Source organism: Tautonia rosea, from assembly GCF_012958305.1.
In the GTDB taxonomy this organism is placed as follows: domain Bacteria; phylum Planctomycetota; class Planctomycetia; order Isosphaerales; family Isosphaeraceae; genus Tautonia; species Tautonia rosea.
Genome location: NZ_JABBYO010000004.1, coordinates 455,534 through 473,595, shown reverse-complemented (window position 1 = coordinate 473,595; position 18,062 = coordinate 455,534). Strand labels below are relative to the sequence as shown.

The following is an 18,062-nucleotide window of genomic DNA, read 5'->3' as shown; positions in this document are numbered from 1 at the left end:
GCTTGCCTTGTTGATCGTCTTTCGGACGATCCCCGAGAAATCAATCACGGCCTCCGATTCGCAGCCTTGCGGGTCGGAGGCCGTTTGCATTAACTCCAGATCACGGGCGATGCTCGCTGGTCCAAATCGGGGTGCCCCGGGCAGGACGGCGCGGTCGAGAAGATGCTGGCACCTCGTTCACCCTCCCCTCATAATCGGGCGATTCGCTTGCCCGAGGAACTGGAACAAACAAAAGGGGCCAGGGGGATCGGCCCCCCGAGAGGGAGGATCCATGAGGTTGTCTGCTCGATTGATCACGACGCTGTCTCTGGCGGCCTGGCTCGGTTCGGGGGTGGCGTCTCAGGGCCGGGAGGAGATTCCCGCCGATCTGGTTCTCAAGGGTGGGACCCTCGTTGATGGCACCGGGGCGGACCGGACGGTCGCCGATGTTGCCCTGAAAGACGGGAGGGTCGTCGCGGTCGGCCGCTTCGAGGCAGACCCGAAGGCTCGGGTGATCGACGTGTCGGGGCTGATCGTGGCGCCAGGGTTCATCGACCTGCATAGCCATTCAGACCGGTCGATCCTACTCGACGACACGCGGCCGAATCGCAATTTCCAGGCGCAAGGGGTCACGACGATTGTGACGGGCAATTGCGGCTCGGGGCCGATCGACGTAGCGGGCTATCTGGCGGAGATCGATGCCAGGGGGGCCGGCACGAATGTCATCCACCTGATCCCGCACGGCACGATCCGCCGAGAGGTGATGGGTAACGACGATCGCAAGGCGACTCCCGAGGAGCTGGAGCGCATGCAACAGCTCGTCGCCGAAGGGATGGAGGGGGGGGCCTGGGGAATGTCGACCGGCCTGATCTACATTCCCAGCCAGTACGGCGACACCGAGGAGCTGATCGAGCTGTCGAAGGTCGTGGCCGAGCACGGCGGGCTCTATGCGAGCCACATCCGGGGAGAAGGAACGGGGTTGTTGACGTCGATCGACGAGGCCATTCAGATTGGCCAGGGGTCGGGCGCAGCGGTGCATATCTCACACTTGAAGGCGAGCGGCAAACGGGCGTGGGGGCTGGTGGTTCCGGCCTGCGATCGGATTGCCGAGGCCCGAGCCGCCGGGCAGGTCGTCACAGCCGATCAGTACCCGTACATCGCGTCGAGCACCTCGGTCAGTGCGATGGTGATTCCCGACTGGGCCGTGCGTGACGGCTCAGACGCCTTCGCGAAAATCGCCGATGATCCGGAGCGAGGGGCCGAGCTCCGAGATGGGATTCGCGAGGGCCTGGAATCGCGGAACGGGGGGGAGTCGATCCGGATTGCCCGCTATGCGCCCCGTCCCGAGTGGGTCGGCAAGTCGATTGCGGCGATCGCCAAGGCGGAAGGCACACCGGCCGAGGAGATCGTCATCGAGATCGAGCGCAACGGTGGGGCCTCGGGCGTGAGCTTCGGCATGACCGAGGAGGACGTCCGCCACATCATGCAACGCGAGTTCGTCGCCACCGCATCAGATGGCTCGGCCCACCTGCCCGGCGGCGATGACCAGCCGCACCCACGATCGTACGGCACCTTCCCTCGGAAGATTCGCTACGCCCTGGACGATGGAGTGATCACCCTGGAGCAGGCGATCCGGTCGTCGAGCGGCCTTCCGGCGGAGATCCTTGGCCTGGCCGATCGGGGCGTGATCCGGGAAGGGGCGGTGGCTGATCTGGTCGTCTTCGATCCGGAAACGTTCCGGGATACCGCCACCTTCGATGCACCGACCCAGTACGCCCCAGGGGTCGTTTACCTGTTCATTGCCGGAGAACCGGCTATCTCCGAGGGAGCATTCATGGACACCCTGCCCGGCCGGGCCCTCCGGCTCACGGAGGATGGCCCGGCTGATCTGGTCGTCTCCGCCGCTCGCATCTGGACGGGAAACCCTGCGTTTCCGTGGGCCGAGGCCCTGGCGGCGCGGAATGGGGAGATTCTCGCGGTCGGTTCTCGGGAAGAGATCGACTCCTTCCGAGGGCCGAAGACAATGGTCGTTGATCGTCCCGGCGGCTTCGCAATGCCGGGGCTGATTGATGCTCATGTCCACCTCTTGATGCTCGGTTCGTCGCTGGAAGAAGTGGACCTGCGCGATGTGGCCTCGCTCGACGAAGTGAAGCGTCTGATCCGAGAGCGCGCCGAGCAGACCCCGGAAGGGGGCTGGGTCTTCGGCCGGAACTGGGATCAGAGTCTCTGGCCCGGAGGCGAGTTTCCCGACGCGAGCATTCTCGACGAGGCCAGCCCGGATCGCCCCGTCTGGCTCCGCCGGGTCGATGGGCATGCCGGCTGGGCCAGCTCAAAAGCGATGGAGCTCGCCAGCGTGACCGCGGCGTCGGAGCCGCCGAGCGATGGCCAGATCATCCGAGATGAGAACGGGAATCCCACGGGAATCTTCATTGATGGCGCGATGGGTCTGATCGGACGGGTGGCTCCGGGGGAATCGACCGAAGACCTGCGGCGACGCATCTTGCTGGCTCAGGATGCCAGCCTCGCCGCCGGCCTGACCGGGGTGCACGACGCGGGAATTCCACCGAGCATCGCCACGATCTACCGCCAGCTCGACCAGGAAGGGCTGCTCAAGCTCCGGGTCTACGGGATGGCGAATCCTCCGGACGGCCAGGAGGTGGAGTTTGCCTCGAAGGCTCCCGAACCGGCCTCCTCCGATGCCCGCTTCCGATACCAGGCAATCAAGCTGTTCATTGATGGCGCGATGGGGTCGCGAGGGGCCTTGATGTTTGAGCCATACCACGATGACCCCGAGAACACCGGGCTGTATCTGATCGATCCCGATCGCCACCGAGACACCACCATCGCCGCCCTACGCAACGGCTGGCAGGTTTGCACCCATGCGATTGGAGACAAGGGGAACGCACTGGTACTCGACTCCTACGCCGAAGCACTCGCCGCCGTTCCGGGAGCGACCGATGCTCGATTGAGGATCGAACACGCTCAGGTGGTCCGTCCGCAGGATGTTCCCCGCTTCACCGAGCTGGGAATCATTGCGTCCATGCAGCCTTCTCATGCAAGCACAGACATGCGATGGGCTGACGCTCGGCTTGGTCCCGATCGTGTGTTGGGGGCGTATGCGTGGCGATGGTTCCGGGATGCGAACGTGCAGCTGGCGTTCGGATCAGATTTTCCGGTCGAGATTGTCAGCCCGTTCTGGGGGCTTTACGCCTCGCTCTCTCGACGAGATGGGCAGGGGCTTCCGGCCGGAGGTTGGCATAGCGAGCACCTGCTCTCGCTGCACGAGGCGTTGCGGGCCTTTACCGCAGGGTCGGCCTTTGCGGCGTTTGATGAGGAGCGGCTCGGAGTGCTTCGCCCCGGTTTTCGAGCCGACCTGACGGTGATCGACCGCGACCCGTTTGCCGGTACTCCGGAGGAGGTCCGAGCGTCGGAAGTGACCGAGACGATCGTCGAGGGTGAGGTTGTGTTCTCAAGGTCCGAGGTGGATGGATCACGATGAGAATTCGGTCGGAGTCCCGAGAATCCAATCGCATCGTACGGGTTAGCACGAGACAAGATCACGGCAGTTGATTCGGTAAGCCTCTTGGACGACGGTTCTCACGTATGTTAAACGAAGGAGGTTCAACAACCGGCCGTCTGACGGTCGGTTGTGGTGGACGTGATCGGGTTCGGCAACAGTCGGGAACTCAGGGTGATTCCTCAGCGTCGAAAGAAACAGCGACGGAGGTTCACAGGTCCCCAATGATTGACGACGCGCCGATCGCTCTGCTAGCGTGGGGCCCTTGGTGGCTCTGGACTCGTCTTGAAAGGACGAGTGACCTCCGCCTCCCCTCTCCAGTTCATTCGACGCAACTCAAAGCCAGTTCGGAGCTTCCGACCGGCCCGGACATCCGGCCCGCAGGAGAATGACCGCATGCCGAAGATCCAGCCCGTCTGGGCCATCGATATCGGCCTGTCCGCGCTGAAGGCCCTGAAGCTGGCGCCGGGCGATTCCCCCGATCATGTCGTGGCCGAGGCCTTCGACTTTATCGAATACCCGAAGATCCTCAGTCAGCCCGACGCCGACCCTGAAGAACTCGTTCGAGAGGCGTTGACCACGTTCCTCGAACGTAACGAGGTCAAGGGAATTCCGGTTGCCATTGGTGTGCCAGGCCAGTCTGGCCTGGTGAAGTTCATCAAGCTGCCCCCGGTGGATAAGAAACGGGTTCCGGACATCGTCAAGTTCGAGGCCCGCCAGCAAATTCCCTTCGCCCTCGAAGAGGTGATCTGGGACTGGCAGGAAATTGCCACCGAAGGGGATGAGGAGTTTTCGCAGACGGAGGTCGGCCTGTTCGCGATGAAGCGCGAGCAGATTCAGCGCTCGATCCTGCCGTTCACCGTGGCGGGGATCGAGGTCGAAATCGTTCAGATGAGCCCGATCGCCCTTTACAACTTCATCGCCTACGACCGGCTCCGCCCCCAACTGGGCGTGGCGGCCGAAGGAGAGGACGGGGAGGCCGCGGCTGCGGCTCCCGCGATCGAGCCGGGCGGGTCGATCGTCTTGCTCGACATCGGTGCCGACCATACCGACCTGATCATCACCGACGGCCAGCGCATTTGGCAGCGGAACGTGCCGATCGGAGGCAACCACTTCACGCGGGCTTTGACGAAGGAGCTGAAGCTTACCTTCGCCAAGGCTGAGCACCTGAAGCGGAACGCCACGAAGGCCCCCGACCCCCGCGCCGTTTTCACGGCCATGCGGAATGTCTTCAACGACTTCTCCAGCGAGGTTCAGCGCTCGATCGGCTTCTACGGCAGCGTGAACCGCCAGGCGAAGGTGGTGAAGGTCGTCGGCCTGGGCAACGGCTTCAAACTGCCGGGCTTGCAGAAGTTCCTCCAGCAGAATCTGAATATGGAGGTCGAGAAACTGGAGCACTTCGACCGGGTCGTCGGTGAAGAAGTGCTCACGGCTCCTCAGTTCCAGGAGAACATCGCCTCGTTCGCCGTATCGTACGGACTCGGCGTGCAAGGGCTCAATCTGGGAGGCTTGAAGACCAACCTGCTGCCAGGCGAGATTGCCCAGGCGCGAATGATTCGGGCCAAGAAGCCGTTGACCCTGCTGGCCGCTTCGCTCTTGCTTCTGGGCTTCTCCGCGTTGTTCCTGGGTGACTACCGCGCGTTGGCCAAGGTGGATAACGCCGAGTTTGCCGAGGCCGTGTCACGGGCCAAGTCGGTTAAATCCAACGGCGACAGCTTCAAGAGCAAGTACGACACCGACCTGGGCCAGTTCAACACGCTGAAGACGAAGGGGGAAACACTCGTCGAGACCAGCCCCGATGGGGCCGATTTCAAGAGTCTTTTCCAGATTCTCAGCGCGGCGACGTACGATCCGAGGGATGACGCCCGGTTCAAGGACGTCGATTTCGAGAACCCGGAAAATCGCCGACAGCTTGAATTACAACGGGTACACATCGACGCCATCCGGCCCGTCTACAAGAGCGATCTCGCACAGTGGTTCGACAACACCCAGGAGGTGCCGAATCGAACCAAGAATACCATGCACCCCTACGACCAGGAGAACCCTCCCGAGGGCTCTGGCTGGGTGATTGAGTTGATCGGCCACCACTACAACCCCTTGTCCCTCCGCGATCGCGAGGGAGGCCCCTATCTGTTCCTCACCGAGCGGGTCTTACCCCGGTTCTGGGAAGTCCCGTTCCGACGCCTCGGGTTCTCTCATGCGGGTCTTCGGTGGCTCCTCACCGATGCCACCTGGACGAGCGAGAAAGCCCTCGCCTCAAACAGCCTGCCGACAAGTGCTCCCACCCTGCGACACTCCACTCCCGCTCCGACCGCAGGGGCTGGAGGCGCCGGAGGGATGGCTGGCATGGAAGGCATGATGAGCATGATGGGAGCCCAGGGTGGCATGCCGGGCATGATGCCCGGTATGGAAGGCATGGGCGAATACGGGGACATGATGGGCGGTGGCCGAGCTGACATGATGGGCGGCATGCCCGGCATGATGGGCGGAATGCCCGGTGAAATGGGCATGATGGCCATGATGGGCGCTCAGGGAGGTCGAACCTCAGCCTTCAATGGGATGGGGGGAACGACGAAAGAGCCGGACATCGACTACCTGACGCGGACCGACTTTGTCATCTATGTGGTCTGGCAACCCCCGACCGAGGAGAAACCGGCACCCGAGGCGACCGAGCTGGCCAAGGGGTTGCGCGAAGCGGAAGCGAAGTTCCGGGGCAAGGTCCAGGCACCGAACCTCGAAGAGTTCGAGCAAGAGTCGGCGGCCGAGTCTGAGCAGGCCATTCAGGAAACCCTTCAGCAGCTTCCGACCGGCGAGGAAAGCGGGGCCACTCCGGCCGCCGAAACGCCAGCGGACGCCGCAACGCCTTGAGTCCATTCCCTTCGGCTTGGCCGAGGCTCCACGCAAGGAGCGTCGGCCGGGCCGGATCGGCCGGCGTTCTGATCCTCCGGCCAATGCTCGTCTTGCCTGTTCACATCGGAACGATTCGTGATTCCCCGAGCCTACCGGAACCGACCGCCATGGATGCCAAGGATATCCTTCGACTGTTGATCCAGAATCGTTTCTGGATCGTGCTGTTCATTGCCGCCTTGCTGCCGGTCATCGGCTACGTTGTCACCGCCGGAACGGTTAAGGAACAAGCCGAGTCCAAGGCCGCCGAAATCAAGAGTGCTGAGCAAGGGGCTCAGTCCTACACCTCTGGCACCGTTCCCAACGGCCAGTACGCGGATTTCACCCAGAAGAAGATCGGGCTGATCGAGAAGGATGTGAACGAGGCTCACCGGCGTCTTTACGATCGGCAGGCCCCCTTGCTCGACTGGCCCGAGGAAGTCGCCCCGCAACTGACCGAGTGGGGCCGAGACATCCCCGAAGACATCTCCGAGAATGAGACCCAGCGGGTCGCCTACTTCTATAGCCAGGTTTACGACGACTACGCGAAGAACGTCTACGATGTCGTCAAGCCCTGGGACCCGATCGAAGGAGAAGGGATCGTTGTGGTCCCCCCGATGGAGTCGTTGCTCCAGACCGTGACCTTCGACATCAATAATCTGCCGTCGATTGGCAAGATCTGGCAGTATCAGGAAAATCTCTGGGTCCGCCGCTCGATCCTCGAAGTCATTGCCGAGGTTAACCGCAAGGCCGGCGCGAAGGACTGGGAAACGGCCGCGATCAAGCAACTGACCCGCCTCGAAGTTGGCAACCCCGCCGCCGTCGACCACCGGACGACGGCACTGGGCTTCGAGCTGAAGGATCCCCCTGAGGTCACGAAGGGTGGTCAGGCCATCGAACCGGAAACCCCCTCGGCCGGCGGCATGGCCGGCATGGGTGGGGGCCAGGCCGACTCCATGCGGGGCATGATGGAAGGCGGCGCCGGTGGCGCAAGCGGAATGATGCCCGGCATGATGGAAGGCATGGAAGGCATGGCAGCCATGATGGGGGGCATGGGTGGAATGGGCACCTCAAAGGGGGGTGGCCCTGTCCGGTTCCTCCAGGAAGACGGGGTGGAACTGTTCCGCGACTACCCTGCGTACGTCTCCGTGCTGATCGATCAGAACTCGATCCAGAACCTGCTGGTCGAGTTTGAAAATTCACCGATGACCATGCGAGTACTCGAGGCCAACTGGACCCGCCCCAAGACCCGCGTTCAGCCTCCTGTCAAGGGCCAAGGGTTCTCGGGATATGCCGGGATGGGTGGCTTCGGCATGGGAATGGGCGGCGGTGTGTATGGCATGGAAGGCATGATGCCCGGCATGATGGGCGGAATGCCCGGTGAAATGGGCATGATGCAGATGCAAGGGATGATGGGAATGCCCGGCGAAATGGGCATGATGCAGATGCAAGGGATGATGGGAATGCCCGGCGAAATGGGCATGATGCCCGGCATGATGGGTGGTCGAGGCATGGGAGCTCCGTCCAACCAGCCTCGGTCTCGGGTCAAGCGAGATCTGGCTGGTCCGAATCAGAAAAAAGACGGTAGCGAGGAGACTGAGCCGGAGAAAGTCACGATCTTCGACCCCTATTACAACGTTGTGGAGCTTCAGGTCTACGTTCAGGCCCGGTTCTACTACCCGCCCGCTCCTGAGGCCCCCGCCGATTCGCAGAGCCCTGGAGAGGAATCGACCGATGCGTTGATGACCGATGATCTGGCCGACGAATCCTTGACCGAGGAGCCGGTCGATCAAACGGCCACCGACACAGCGGTCACTCCCGACGCCGCTCTGCCTACCGATACGCCCGAGGCGGAGGCCACGGCCGTTGAAACTCCAGTGCTTGATGAGACTCCTGCCGATCCTCCGGCCGCCGAGACTCCCGAACCGGAGGCTGTCGAGGAGGCTCCGGCTCCTCCGGCCGACGAGTCGGCCATCGCGCCGGCTGATCCCGCACCCTCTCGGTTTTGATCGCCCAACCGACGGTTCGTGGATCGGTTCCCGAGGCCAATCGGTTTCCGCGACATTCGGTTCTTCCAACCACCGGTTTTGGGGGAGGGCAGTTCAAGAATTGCCCTCTGAAATTCCCCTCCCAAACGTGGTGGGAATGACTGCCTGAAGCGGACCACGGAACACTCCCTTCTCGAACATCTGAACGTATTCGACCGAACCCAGTCCGATCGGAATCCGAAGGAGCATGCCCAATGGCCAACCCGACGGTGGAGAAACTCAAGACGCTCGCGCTGCGGTTCGCCGACAAGGTGGCCGTGGCCGTGACCGCCGTGCTCTGCCTGGTGTTCGTATTCCTTGCCGTGAGCAAGGAGACGATCGATACGACGCCCGACCGTGTCAGCGAAATCGCCAACCAGGCGCAGCAGAACATCAACCGCCAGCAAGATGAGAAGGCCATCGTCTCGAAGATCGAAGACGATGGCATGGTCCTTCAAGACTTTGGCACCCAGGTCGCCAAACGAGAGACGACCAAGGTTGACGTCCGTCAATTCTCTCTGGCCCGAGCCTTCGTCAAGGCGGAACCGGGCGCGGGCCTGATTCGAGACTCGGTCAATAACGAGCTGCTTGCTCCGTACGAACTGATTGCCACTTCCGGACGGGGAGGCATGCCGTTCGCTGTCCGAGATGCCTCAGGGAATCTCGTTCCTCCCGATCCCGATGAGAAGAAATCGTCCATGTCCGGAATGGCTGCCATGTACGGCATGGGACAGGGCATGATGCCCGGCATGGGAGGCACAGGAGCCACGACCAAGAAGAACGTGCGCGAGGAACAACTGGCCGCGCGTCAGGAGTCTGTGAGCACCAAGAAGTCTCAGGCGGCGATTGCCGGCGCGGCGGGTCTTCCGTTGCCTGAGGAAGACGATTCCACCGAAACGACGGCCCCGGTCGACTTCAAGACCGAGGTCCGCGGTCAGCGTTGGGTTGCGGTCGTCGGGCTGCTCAACAACAAGCAGTTCCGCGAGCGCTACGCAACGGCCTTGAAGGTCCCCGTCGAGAGCCCCGAGTCACACCCAGACTACAAGCGGATCGAACTGAGCCGCCAGTCCTATGACCCCGTTGTGGGTGACTGGTCCTCGTGGACCACGGTCGATCCCGACACCCTGAACCAGATTGTCGAGGACGTCGCCTTCGAGGAAGACCCCTCGGTCGAACTGACTCCCGATCCGGTGCGGCTCGATCCGATCGTCGCCTTCCTCCCTTACCTGTCCGCCGGTTACTGGGCCGGCGTCCACCACGCCCAGCTCATTCCTCCTGACAAACTCCGCGAGCTGCTCGCCGAGAAGGAAGAAAAGGAGGAGACGCCGATGGGAATGATGGGAATGATGGGAATGATGGAGGGCGGCCGAGGGGGAATGTCCGACCCCGGCATGATGGAATCCATGATGGGCCAGGGCATGATGGGCTCCATGATGGGCGGCCGATCCGAGATGGGGATGATGGGCGAATACGGCATGATGGGGATGGGCATGGGCATGGGTATGGGCCGCCCTGCCGGTGCCGGTCCGGAACACATGACCGAGGAAGACATCGTCATGGTGCGGGCCATCGACTATACCGTCGATCCCGGAACGACCTACCGCTACCGCGTTCGGGTGGTCGTGTCGAATCCCAATTACAACCGAGAGGATGTGGCCCCCGGCGTCGATACCGAGGCCCGAGAGTTCGCTGGCCCCTGGAGCGACCCGACCGAGATCGTTCGCGTTCCGGCGGATGTCTCGATCTTCGCGCTCAATCCGGCTCGTGGCGGCGCATACAGTGCCGACACGGTGGTCTTTGACGTGGCCGCCTGGGATTCCAACACCGGCTCTCTCGTCGTCTCGAACTTCCCGACCGCTCCCGGCGAGTTCGTTGGTCGTCCCGCCCAGCGCCAGGTGGCGGTGGAAGGGGAAGACGAGCCGCAAAACAAGGTGATCAACCTGCAAAGCCGGCAGCTTGTGATTGACACGATCGGAGGCCCGACGCCGGTACAGAACCTCGGGCTGCCGAGCACCTTTGAGCTGCCTGCGGTCGTCGCCGTGCTTCGGCCAGATGGCACGATTGCGCTGCACAACCAGTCGACCGATGCCACCGACGAGCAGCTCCTGTTCATGAGGGAGTCGTATCGGCTCTCGATCTCGAACGAGCTGAACAAGAAGAACCGCGGCAATGACATCGGCATGATGTACGGCGGCATGATGGGGAGCTTCTGACCCAAAGCCCGGTCCTCGGATTGCTGACTCGGGCGCCGCAGAGGGAGACCCGTTTCTTTCCTCTGCCGCTCGAAGAAAAACACCCGCCCTCGAACCGGATTCCTCTTCCCGAGGGGCTGGTACGAGGGCGAGCGTTTTATTGTGCAGACACGGTCCGGGAATCGCTTCGACGGCGAGGTGGCTCAACGCTCGACGACCAGGCGTTCCCAGCCGGAGGACGGAGCCAGGTCGGAGCAGGTTTCCGGATCGATGGCGGCGGCGGCGATGCGCAGACTTGCTTCCAGTCGGGGGCCTGGCCTGGCAAAGTAGGCAGAGCCATCGGCGATCGTCACCATCCCGTTGCGAACGGCGGGTAACGATTGCCAGCCGTCGAGCCGAGCGAGAGGGACCATCTCTTGCCGGACCCGCTCCAGTTCGAAGCCGCAGGGAGCGATCAGGAGCACCTCGGGCTGAGCGGTGATGATCGTCTGCCAGTTCGTCCGTCTGGAGGCTTCGCCGTTCTGGCCCAAGAGCTCTCGACCTCCGGCCAGGGCGACCAGCTCGGGGTTCCAGTGGCCTGAGGTAAAGGGGGGATCGGTCCACTCGACCATGATCGTGCCTGGTTGGGGCCGACCGGCCCGCCGTCGGGCGATCTCTCGGGCAGTGGACTCGAAGCGGCCGATCAGGGTTTCGGCCTCGGTTTCCGCATCGAGCAAGCGACCGACCCGTCGAAAGACCTCGAACACACCGGTTAGATCGGTGGGATTGACGCTCTCCACGCGGGGATGGTTAGGCAAGGTTGCAGCCACCTTACGAACCGTCGCCTCATTGACTGCGCAGACGTCGCACTGGGTCTGCGTCAGAATCAGGTCGGGTTTGAGCGCTTCGAGCAAATCACGGTCAAGCTCGTACAGACTCCCCCCTTGCTTGACAACCATCGCATCAATCTCGGCGCTGGTGCCACTCGGATCGATCCGACTGCGTGTCAGATGGGGTAATCGGGCGATGTGGGCAGGAAAGTCGCACTCGTGAGTGACGCCAACGAGCCATTCCCCGCGACCAAGGTCGCAGACGAGTTCGGAGAGCGAGGGCAAGAGGCTGGCAATCCGCATGGGCGCTCCTTTCACCGGTCGAAATGGCCGTGATGCACTCAGGACGGCGGGTGAATGTCGGTTTTTGGCCCGACAGCCACGAGGGTCATGGGGAGGAGCGGGTACTCCTCCAGCACTCGGCGAATCTCTTCCAGACTGACCGCGGAATAGGAGAGGATTTCCTGCTCGATCGGCTGATAGCTTTGGCGGTAGGTCCAGTCGTAGCCGAGCGGCATCAGGCGCCCCATCGGACGCTCCGAGCGAAGGACGAGGCGTGAGAGAATCTTGTTCTTCGCGCGATCCAGCTCCTCGGCGGTCGCTCCTTCGGCGGCGAACGTGCGGTAGACCGAGGCGATGCGATCCAGGTTTTCCTGGGCCGAGGGCGGGTCGCAACTCAAGAGTGAGTAATAAGCTCCGGCTCCCTGGTAATCCTGGAAGCTTAGATCGGCGCCGTCGGCATGGCCGGGGTCGATCAGTTCCCAGTAGAGCCGCGATCCGGAGTGATCACCGAGGATGGTCGCGATCAGGGAGGCGACATACCGATCGGGACTCTCCAGGGCGGGAGCATCGGCGACGGCGATCACGGTTTCTTGATGGTCGTCCTTGCGAAGCATTCCTCGGGGCTGGCCGACCCCTCGGTGCGGAACCAAGTCGCGATCAGCAGCGGGTCCGGTCCAGGAACTGCAAAGGGAGCCTGCCAGATCCAGCACCTTGGACCACTCGACGTTTCCGGCCACGGCCAGCACCACGTTCGGAGGGCCGTAGCGCTGGGCGAAGTAGGCTCGCATCTGATCGACGGTTAACGCCCCGATTGTGTCCACCGTCCCCAGCACACTCTTGCCGAGGGGGTGGTGGTCGAAGTGAGCCGCCTTGGCGGCCTCGTAGGCGACCATCATCGGGTTGTCATCGTACATCTTGATTTCTTCGATGATGACCTGCTTCTCAGTGTCGAAGTCCTCGGCGTCGAGCCTTGGCCGCATGATATCGGCCAGCACATCGAGCGCCTGGGGCAGGTACTCGGGGAGGCAGGAGACGTGATAGATCGTGTCCTCCTCGGAGGTCTGCGCGTTGTGCCGGGCACCAATCCGGTCGAAGTCGCGGTTCACGGCCAGGGCATCGCGTCGGGTGGTTCCCTTGAACACCATGTGTTCGAGAAAGTGAGAGACGCCGGCCAGCTCGGGCGCTTCGTCTCGGCTTCCGGCTCGCACGAAGAACCCGGCGGCCGCCGATCGCGCCAGTTCGTTGCGTTCGAGGATCACCTGCAGGCCGTTGGGAAGCGTCTCGTGGTAAAACGTCACGGCAAACTCCGGGAATATGACAGGAAGCCACCGATCCGGGACCACTGCCGACTCGGACGTCCAAGGGGGCCGGAAACCCTTCCCGGCCATTCGGAAATCGTACGAGCCAGAGGGGCTCGCCGGGTGAATCTGCTGTTCGTTGCTGCTTGGGGTTCTCGGTCGGCTCAGGGGAGGGTCAGCGGATCAGGCCCAAGGGTCAGGATCGTCATCGCGTCCAGTTCCATGCGAGCGGCAAAGGCACTCACATCAGCCGGGGTCAAGGCGTCAAGCGCGGCGGAGACCTCGTCGAGCGGGCGGACGCGGCCCAGGTGGAACCAGTCGGCCGCGAGGGAGGCCGAGCGGCTCATGCTCGATTCTTGTTGCATGATCAAGGCGCTTTTCAAGCCCGCCCGCATCATATCCAGCTCGTCGGCCTCGATCCCCTCGGCCGCCAGGCGGCGCAGCTCGTCGAGGGTTACGTCGAGTGTTTGCTGGGCGCGTTCGGGAGCGGTTCCGGCGTAGCAGATCACGGCAGCGCGGTCCTTGTGGGCCTCGTACGAGGCGAAGACCGAGTAGCACAGTCCGCGCTTCTCGCGGACCTCGGTGAACAGGCGGGCCGAGGTGTAGCCGCCAAGGATCGCCGCGGTCGCTCGTGCTCGATAGTAGTCAGGATGGGCCACCGCTACAGTCGGGAAGGCAAGGGCAATCTGGGTTTGCTGCGTTTCCTGGGCAATGTGATCACGGTGCGGACCGGCCGGGCGTTCCGTCACATTGATCTCGGCCCCTGGTTCCCAGTCGGCAAAGAGGCGGGCGACCTCGTCACGAAGCGTGTCCCAGTCAAACGCTCCCGCGACGCCGAGGATGGCGCGGTCGGGCCGGTAGGTCCGGCGGTAGTGGGCGCGCAGGTCCTCGGGAGTCGCGGCGGTGACTCCTTCAACGGTGCCGATGGCCGAGCGTCCCCAGGGGTCGGCAAAGTGCCTTCGACGCAGTTCGGTGATCGTCTTCGATCCCGGATCGTCTTCGAGGCTGCGGAGCGACTGGTAGCAGAGGGCGCGGATCGAATCGACCTCTTCGTCCTCGAAACGAGGGTGACGGAGCACATCGGCGAAGATTTCGAGCGCGGGCAAGAGGTTGCGACCGAGCGCCGCGGCGGAGACGCTGGCGTGCAAGGTCTGGGCACCAACGGCGTGAGAGACCCCCAGCTCATCGAGCGCCCCGAGCAGTTCGCGGCTGTCGCGGTCGCCGGCCCCTCGGGTGACCCACTCACCGAGCATCGCCGCCACGCCGGGTCGATCGGCCGGCTCAAAGGCTGCTCCCGCCGGAATCAAGACGCTGAACGCCGCCGACTGGACATGCGGCATCGGCTCTGCGAGCAGGATGAGTCCGTTGGGAAACTGGTGCTGATGCAACTCGGGGGTCATCGCGGTTCCTCGGGGAGGCAAAGGCAAAGAAGGCAAGAGGCGGGGGGAAGCAAGCCGAAGCCCAGCCAGGGAGCGGCAGGAAACCCGATTCCCTGTTCCAGCATCGGGAAGGTTGCGAAGAGGACAAACCGCCGTGCATCGAGTGTCGGATGATTGCCCTGGACGGGGCCGAGCCAAACGCCTTGAGGATCAGCCATCGACGGCCTTGTACAGCGTTTTGACACGGCGGAAGCCAAGGGTTCGATACAGGCGGACGGCGTGCGAGTTCTCGGCCGTCACTTCGAGAAACGCTCGAGGGACGCCTTGCTCGCGAAAGCCCATCAAGGCCCGGCAGACAAGCCGACCGCCGAGCCCTCGGCCTCTCCAGGCGGGCAGGACGCCGACGTTCTGAATTGCGCCAAAGCCTTCACGGTCAATCACCCCTTGAATGGTGGCCACATAGCCGGCCGGCGCAGCAATGAGCCAGGTCGCCGCAGGCAAAAAACCCGGCTTGCGTCGAATCTCCCTCATCAGGCGACGGCAGCCGGGAAGGTTACTGAGGCAGGGAAAGACATGGGCGTCGATCTCGTCCCGGAAGCAAAGATACTTCACCTGAGCGTGAGCTTCCAGCAGCGACTCATCCCAGGGTTTCCAATCGTAAGGAGCCGGCAACGAGGGCGGGGTGATCCCTGCCAGATCGATCTCCATGCGGTACCGTTTGTAGTAAGTAATCAATCTCCATCACCCTCGACTTCAAACGCAGGCGCGCTCGCCGACCGCGAGACGTACTCAGAGCGAAGGTGATGCTCGATGCTCTGGGAGTTCGGGTAGGTGATGGCCATGAGCAAGGGCCAATCCAACATCGGAGACCAGCGAGCGTTCGCACATTATTCTAGTCCCGTTGCCGGAAAGGGGTCAACGCGAGGCATTACTCGATCGGCAGAACCGATCGCTTGCCTCGAGGAAGGATTCTGGTGTCGGGATCTCGAACCGGTCGAGGAGCCAAGCCGTGTTGCAGCCATTGAGAAAGACCGTTCCTGCCCTGCTTGCCAAGCTTGCCCTGTTTGTGCCCGTCGCGTCGGGAGCCAGCCAGCTCGATTCGCAGGAGGTCGCCTCGCTCTCGCGATGGCTCGGGCCGGCCTCGCTTGTCTCGAACCCGGGGCCGGGAGAAACCTTGTACCTGCTTCGGGCATCGGTGAAGTGGTCGGATTTGGCCCCAAGGCAACGCGCTCGGTACGCGGTCCAGGTCAGGCTGCCGGATGGACAGGTCGAACGTCGGCCGATGCGGCCCTCGGAAGGTCCTGGTATGTCGGTGATTACCGTTCAGATCCCCGCGCAGGCGGTCCGCAACCGGTTGCCGAAGCAGGTCCGAATCGAGGCGAGGCTCGTCGACGCGGCGAGCGGAACTCCTTTTGGAGAATCACTTTCCGGAACGATCGACCAATTTCCGACCACCACCGCTTCTTCGAGTCGGCGGCCCGTTGGTCCGTTCAGCCGAGGTCGAGCGCTCGATCCCACGGAGCAAGGCGCGCAGCTCTTGCCCAAACCGGGGCCGGACGGCTGGCGGTTCGCTAGGATCGTCTCAAGTCCTGAAGCTCCTGGGCTGTTCCTCGCCTCGACCGAGGCCACCAATCTCCAGGTCGCGGCGCGATTGCCCGATCATGATCCCAATGCGGGCCGATCCGACGAGTTCCTTCTCGACGCTCCCGACCAGCCGGCGGTAAACCTGACCCCTCGACGAGCCGAGGCCTACCTCGAAGCCCTGAGCGATGCCGATTCGTCGGGCCTGTCGTACCGATTTCCCTCGATTGACGAGTGGCAACGCGCCGCCCGAGCGGGCCGCTCGACGGGGTTCTGGTGGGGAGACCGCCCTGAGTTTCCGCAGGGAGCCAATTTCTTCGGCCCCGAACCCGGCGAAGCCAGCGATACGACCGTTCCCGCCTCCACTCCCGGATACGAGGCGAACCCGTGGGGCCTGTCACACACCTTCGGAAACGTTGAGGAGTGGGTCCGATCTCCTGCCAGCGGCTCGGTCTTCGCCCGTGTGGGAGGCCATTTCCGAAGCGACCCCGATGAGGCACTCGCCCCCACGATGATCGACGATCCCGAGGACCTTGGTCCCGACCCGTATGTGGGGCTTCGACCGGCGTTCGACCTCGACGCCGAAGCGGGCGCGGACCTAATTCGACGGGTACTGGCGGACGACCCAAATTTGGCCGATGTGGTGGTTTCGTTCGATCCTGACCGCGCGCAAGCGACCCTCTCGGGTCTGGTGCCCGAACCGAGTGACCGCCGCCGAGCCGTCGAGCACCTGGATCGGTTCTGGTGGCTGGCCGCAGTCGAGGACGCGATGGTCACGCCCACCATCCCGGAAGGACAGCTCGCCCGGATCGGGGTTCCCTCTGGACCTCCCCGGATCACGTCAGTGCTGGGACGCAGATTCGTCGAGATTCCGGTCGCGGTGCGATGGGATGGCCCGCAGCCGGTTGTCGGTTCCGACTGGTGGGTCAACGTCTTCGGCCCCCGAGGGGAGCATTTTTCCCACCAGCTCGACCGAAATGCCGCCGGTCGATCACCCCTGCGCATCTCGATTCCCGAGTCGTTGCTCGACGCCAATCGCTCGGCTCGGATCGCGTTGAGCCTGGGTCGCCCCGAATCGTCTCCCGAAGGCAAGGGGATTGTCAGCGATCTTGCAACGGTAACGATTCGCCCCTGACACGAAGGCCCTCCACTCGTTGTGCCCTGTTGCATCGCAGGGCGGAGCGGAGGACTTCCAGGTCATCACCGAGGGGCGAAGGAGTCTCGCAGTTGCGGCAAGATTCCGCGAAGAACACTCGTTCGTAGAGACATCCTGAATCTCACAAATTACTGTTCGTCAACTCATGGAGTCCGTCCATGACCGAGATGATTCAACCGGTCGCCAAGTGGTGTGCGGCGATCGTCGAGATGATCGGCATCGTGATCATCACCGGAATTGCGATTCAGGTGGTGCTGCGCGGGATCTTCCTCGTCGTCAAGGAAAATTCCTATGAACGCATGATGGCTGAGGTGCGCCAGCATCTTGGTAAAGGGATTCTCCTGGGACTGGAGTTTCTCATCGCGGCAGACATCATCCACACGGTGGCCGTTGATCTGACGTTCGAGTCGATCACGGTGCTGGCCGTGGTCGTGTTGATTCGAACCTTCCTGAGTTTCACCCTCGAAGCGGAATTGCGAGGGAACTGGCCCTGGCCGCAAGCAGGTGGGACTCGGAAACCGGTCGGACCGCGCTCATCGGACGTGGTGCAGGACTCCTCCTCGCTCGCGACGACGGTTCGAGGTTGAGCGACGACCGCCTGGGCAAGGATCAACCGGCCGAATCGGGGGAGAAGGAGTGCGAATGGTCGTTCTCGGAGCGATCGAGCCAGACCGAGGGGGTGCCGCGCGACTCGAAGAAAAAATGAGTGTCCTCAGTTCCCCCATCATTGCGTGCAGGATGGTGAGCAATTTAGCACCCACGTCCCAGGACGGACGACCTGGGCCCTTCAGGGTGGGCCAGCGAGCCTCCCTTGCATTGGTCGCAGATCATGCGGCGATCATCGGCGTGGTCTTCCAACGTCGAGTCTCCTGGCTCAGTTGGGGGTCGCAAGGCAGAGATTGGGACGCATTTCCTGGCTTTTTGTCGCGATTGTGTGGGAACAAACCCCTGAATTC

The 18,062-nt window shown here is 63.0% G+C and carries 12 protein-coding genes; 7 read left to right on the top strand and 5 right to left on the bottom strand.

The features are described from left to right. The first annotated feature begins 271 nt into the window (after positions 1 to 271). The 4 genes from HG800_RS09425 to HG800_RS09410 all read left to right on the top strand — a co-directional run bounded on the left by HG800_RS09425 (position 272) and on the right by HG800_RS09410 (position 10,622). The gene (locus HG800_RS09425; protein ID WP_169976146.1) at positions 272 to 3,478 is read left to right on the top strand and encodes an amidohydrolase family protein; all 3,207 of its coding nucleotides are present in this window, start codon (positions 272 to 274) and stop codon (positions 3,476 to 3,478) included. A 414-nt stretch (positions 3,479 to 3,892) separates the two neighbouring features. Then, on the top strand, positions 3,893 to 6,364 hold the full coding sequence (gene pilM, locus HG800_RS09420) for a type IV pilus assembly protein PilM (RefSeq protein WP_169976144.1): 2,472 nt from the start codon (positions 3,893 to 3,895) through the stop codon (positions 6,362 to 6,364). Positions 6,365 to 6,513: 149 nt separating this feature from the next. Next, positions 6,514 to 8,391: a hypothetical protein gene (locus tag HG800_RS09415; protein ID WP_169976142.1), complete on the top strand. Its 1,878-nt coding sequence runs from the start codon at positions 6,514 to 6,516 to the stop codon at positions 8,389 to 8,391. Positions 8,392 to 8,624: 233 nt separating this feature from the next. Then, positions 8,625 to 10,622: a hypothetical protein gene (locus tag HG800_RS09410; RefSeq protein ID WP_169975501.1), complete on the top strand. Its 1,998-nt coding sequence runs from the start codon at positions 8,625 to 8,627 to the stop codon at positions 10,620 to 10,622. Between the two features lie 182 nt (positions 10,623 to 10,804). Here HG800_RS09410 and HG800_RS09405 read toward each other — a convergent pair whose 3' ends face one another. The 5 genes from HG800_RS09405 to HG800_RS09385 form a co-directional block, all read right to left on the bottom strand. After that, positions 10,805 to 11,713 carry a cobalamin-binding protein gene (locus HG800_RS09405; protein WP_169976140.1) on the bottom strand — a complete coding sequence of 303 codons (909 nt, stop codon included), beginning with the start codon at positions 11,711 to 11,713 and terminating at the stop codon, positions 10,805 to 10,807. 38 nt (positions 11,714 to 11,751) lie between these two features. Further along, on the bottom strand, positions 11,752 to 12,990 hold the full coding sequence (locus HG800_RS09400; RefSeq protein WP_169976138.1) for a M16 family metallopeptidase: 1,239 nt from the start codon (positions 12,988 to 12,990) through the stop codon (positions 11,752 to 11,754). A gap of 164 nt (positions 12,991 to 13,154) precedes the next feature. Further along, positions 13,155 to 14,390, bottom strand: a complete 1,236-nt coding sequence (locus HG800_RS09395; RefSeq protein ID WP_169976135.1) for a M16 family metallopeptidase — start codon at positions 14,388 to 14,390, stop codon at positions 13,155 to 13,157. Continuing rightward, the gene (locus HG800_RS09390) at positions 14,387 to 14,587 is read right to left on the bottom strand and encodes a hypothetical protein (RefSeq protein WP_169976133.1); all 201 of its coding nucleotides are present in this window, start codon (positions 14,585 to 14,587) and stop codon (positions 14,387 to 14,389) included. The genes HG800_RS09395 and HG800_RS09390 overlap by 4 nt, the downstream gene beginning before the upstream one ends. Continuing rightward, positions 14,580 to 15,104, bottom strand: a complete 525-nt coding sequence (locus HG800_RS09385) for a GNAT family N-acetyltransferase (protein WP_235963495.1) — start codon at positions 15,102 to 15,104, stop codon at positions 14,580 to 14,582. The genes HG800_RS09390 and HG800_RS09385 overlap by 8 nt, the downstream gene beginning before the upstream one ends. Positions 15,105 to 15,378: 274 nt before the next feature. Here HG800_RS09385 and HG800_RS09380 point away from each other — a divergent pair, with 274 nt between their 5' ends. From HG800_RS09380 to HG800_RS27950, 3 genes are all read left to right on the top strand, one after another. Then, complete coding sequence (locus HG800_RS09380; RefSeq protein ID WP_169976131.1) at positions 15,379 to 17,085, top strand: SUMF1/EgtB/PvdO family nonheme iron enzyme; 1,707 nt, start codon at positions 15,379 to 15,381, stop codon at positions 17,083 to 17,085. A 179-nt stretch (positions 17,086 to 17,264) separates the two neighbouring features. After that, positions 17,265 to 17,693 (top strand): DUF1622 domain-containing protein, encoded by a 429-nt coding sequence (locus HG800_RS09375; RefSeq protein ID WP_169976123.1) that lies wholly within the window; start codon positions 17,265 to 17,267, stop codon positions 17,691 to 17,693. Beyond that, positions 17,690 to 17,812: a hypothetical protein gene (locus HG800_RS27950; RefSeq protein ID WP_261345904.1), complete on the top strand. Its 123-nt coding sequence runs from the start codon at positions 17,690 to 17,692 to the stop codon at positions 17,810 to 17,812. The genes HG800_RS09375 and HG800_RS27950 overlap by 4 nt, the downstream gene beginning before the upstream one ends. Positions 17,813 to 18,062: the final 250 nt, after the last annotated feature.

Coding starts and splice junctions, on each gene's coding strand:
- HG800_RS09425 (WP_169976146.1), top strand. CDS start 272: ATGAGGTTGTCTGCTCGATTGATCACGACGCTGTCTCTGGCGGCCTGG.
- pilM (WP_169976144.1), top strand. CDS start 3,893: ATGCCGAAGATCCAGCCCGTCTGGGCCATCGATATCGGCCTGTCCGCG.
- HG800_RS09415 (WP_169976142.1), top strand. CDS start 6,514: ATGGATGCCAAGGATATCCTTCGACTGTTGATCCAGAATCGTTTCTGG.
- HG800_RS09410 (WP_169975501.1), top strand. CDS start 8,625: ATGGCCAACCCGACGGTGGAGAAACTCAAGACGCTCGCGCTGCGGTTC.
- HG800_RS09405 (WP_169976140.1), bottom strand. CDS start 11,713: ATGCGGATTGCCAGCCTCTTGCCCTCGCTCTCCGAACTCGTCTGCGAC.
- HG800_RS09395 (WP_169976135.1), bottom strand. CDS start 14,390: ATGACCCCCGAGTTGCATCAGCACCAGTTTCCCAACGGACTCATCCTG.
- HG800_RS09390 (WP_169976133.1), bottom strand. CDS start 14,587: ATGGCTGATCCTCAAGGCGTTTGGCTCGGCCCCGTCCAGGGCAATCAT.
- HG800_RS09375 (WP_169976123.1), top strand. CDS start 17,265: ATGACCGAGATGATTCAACCGGTCGCCAAGTGGTGTGCGGCGATCGTC.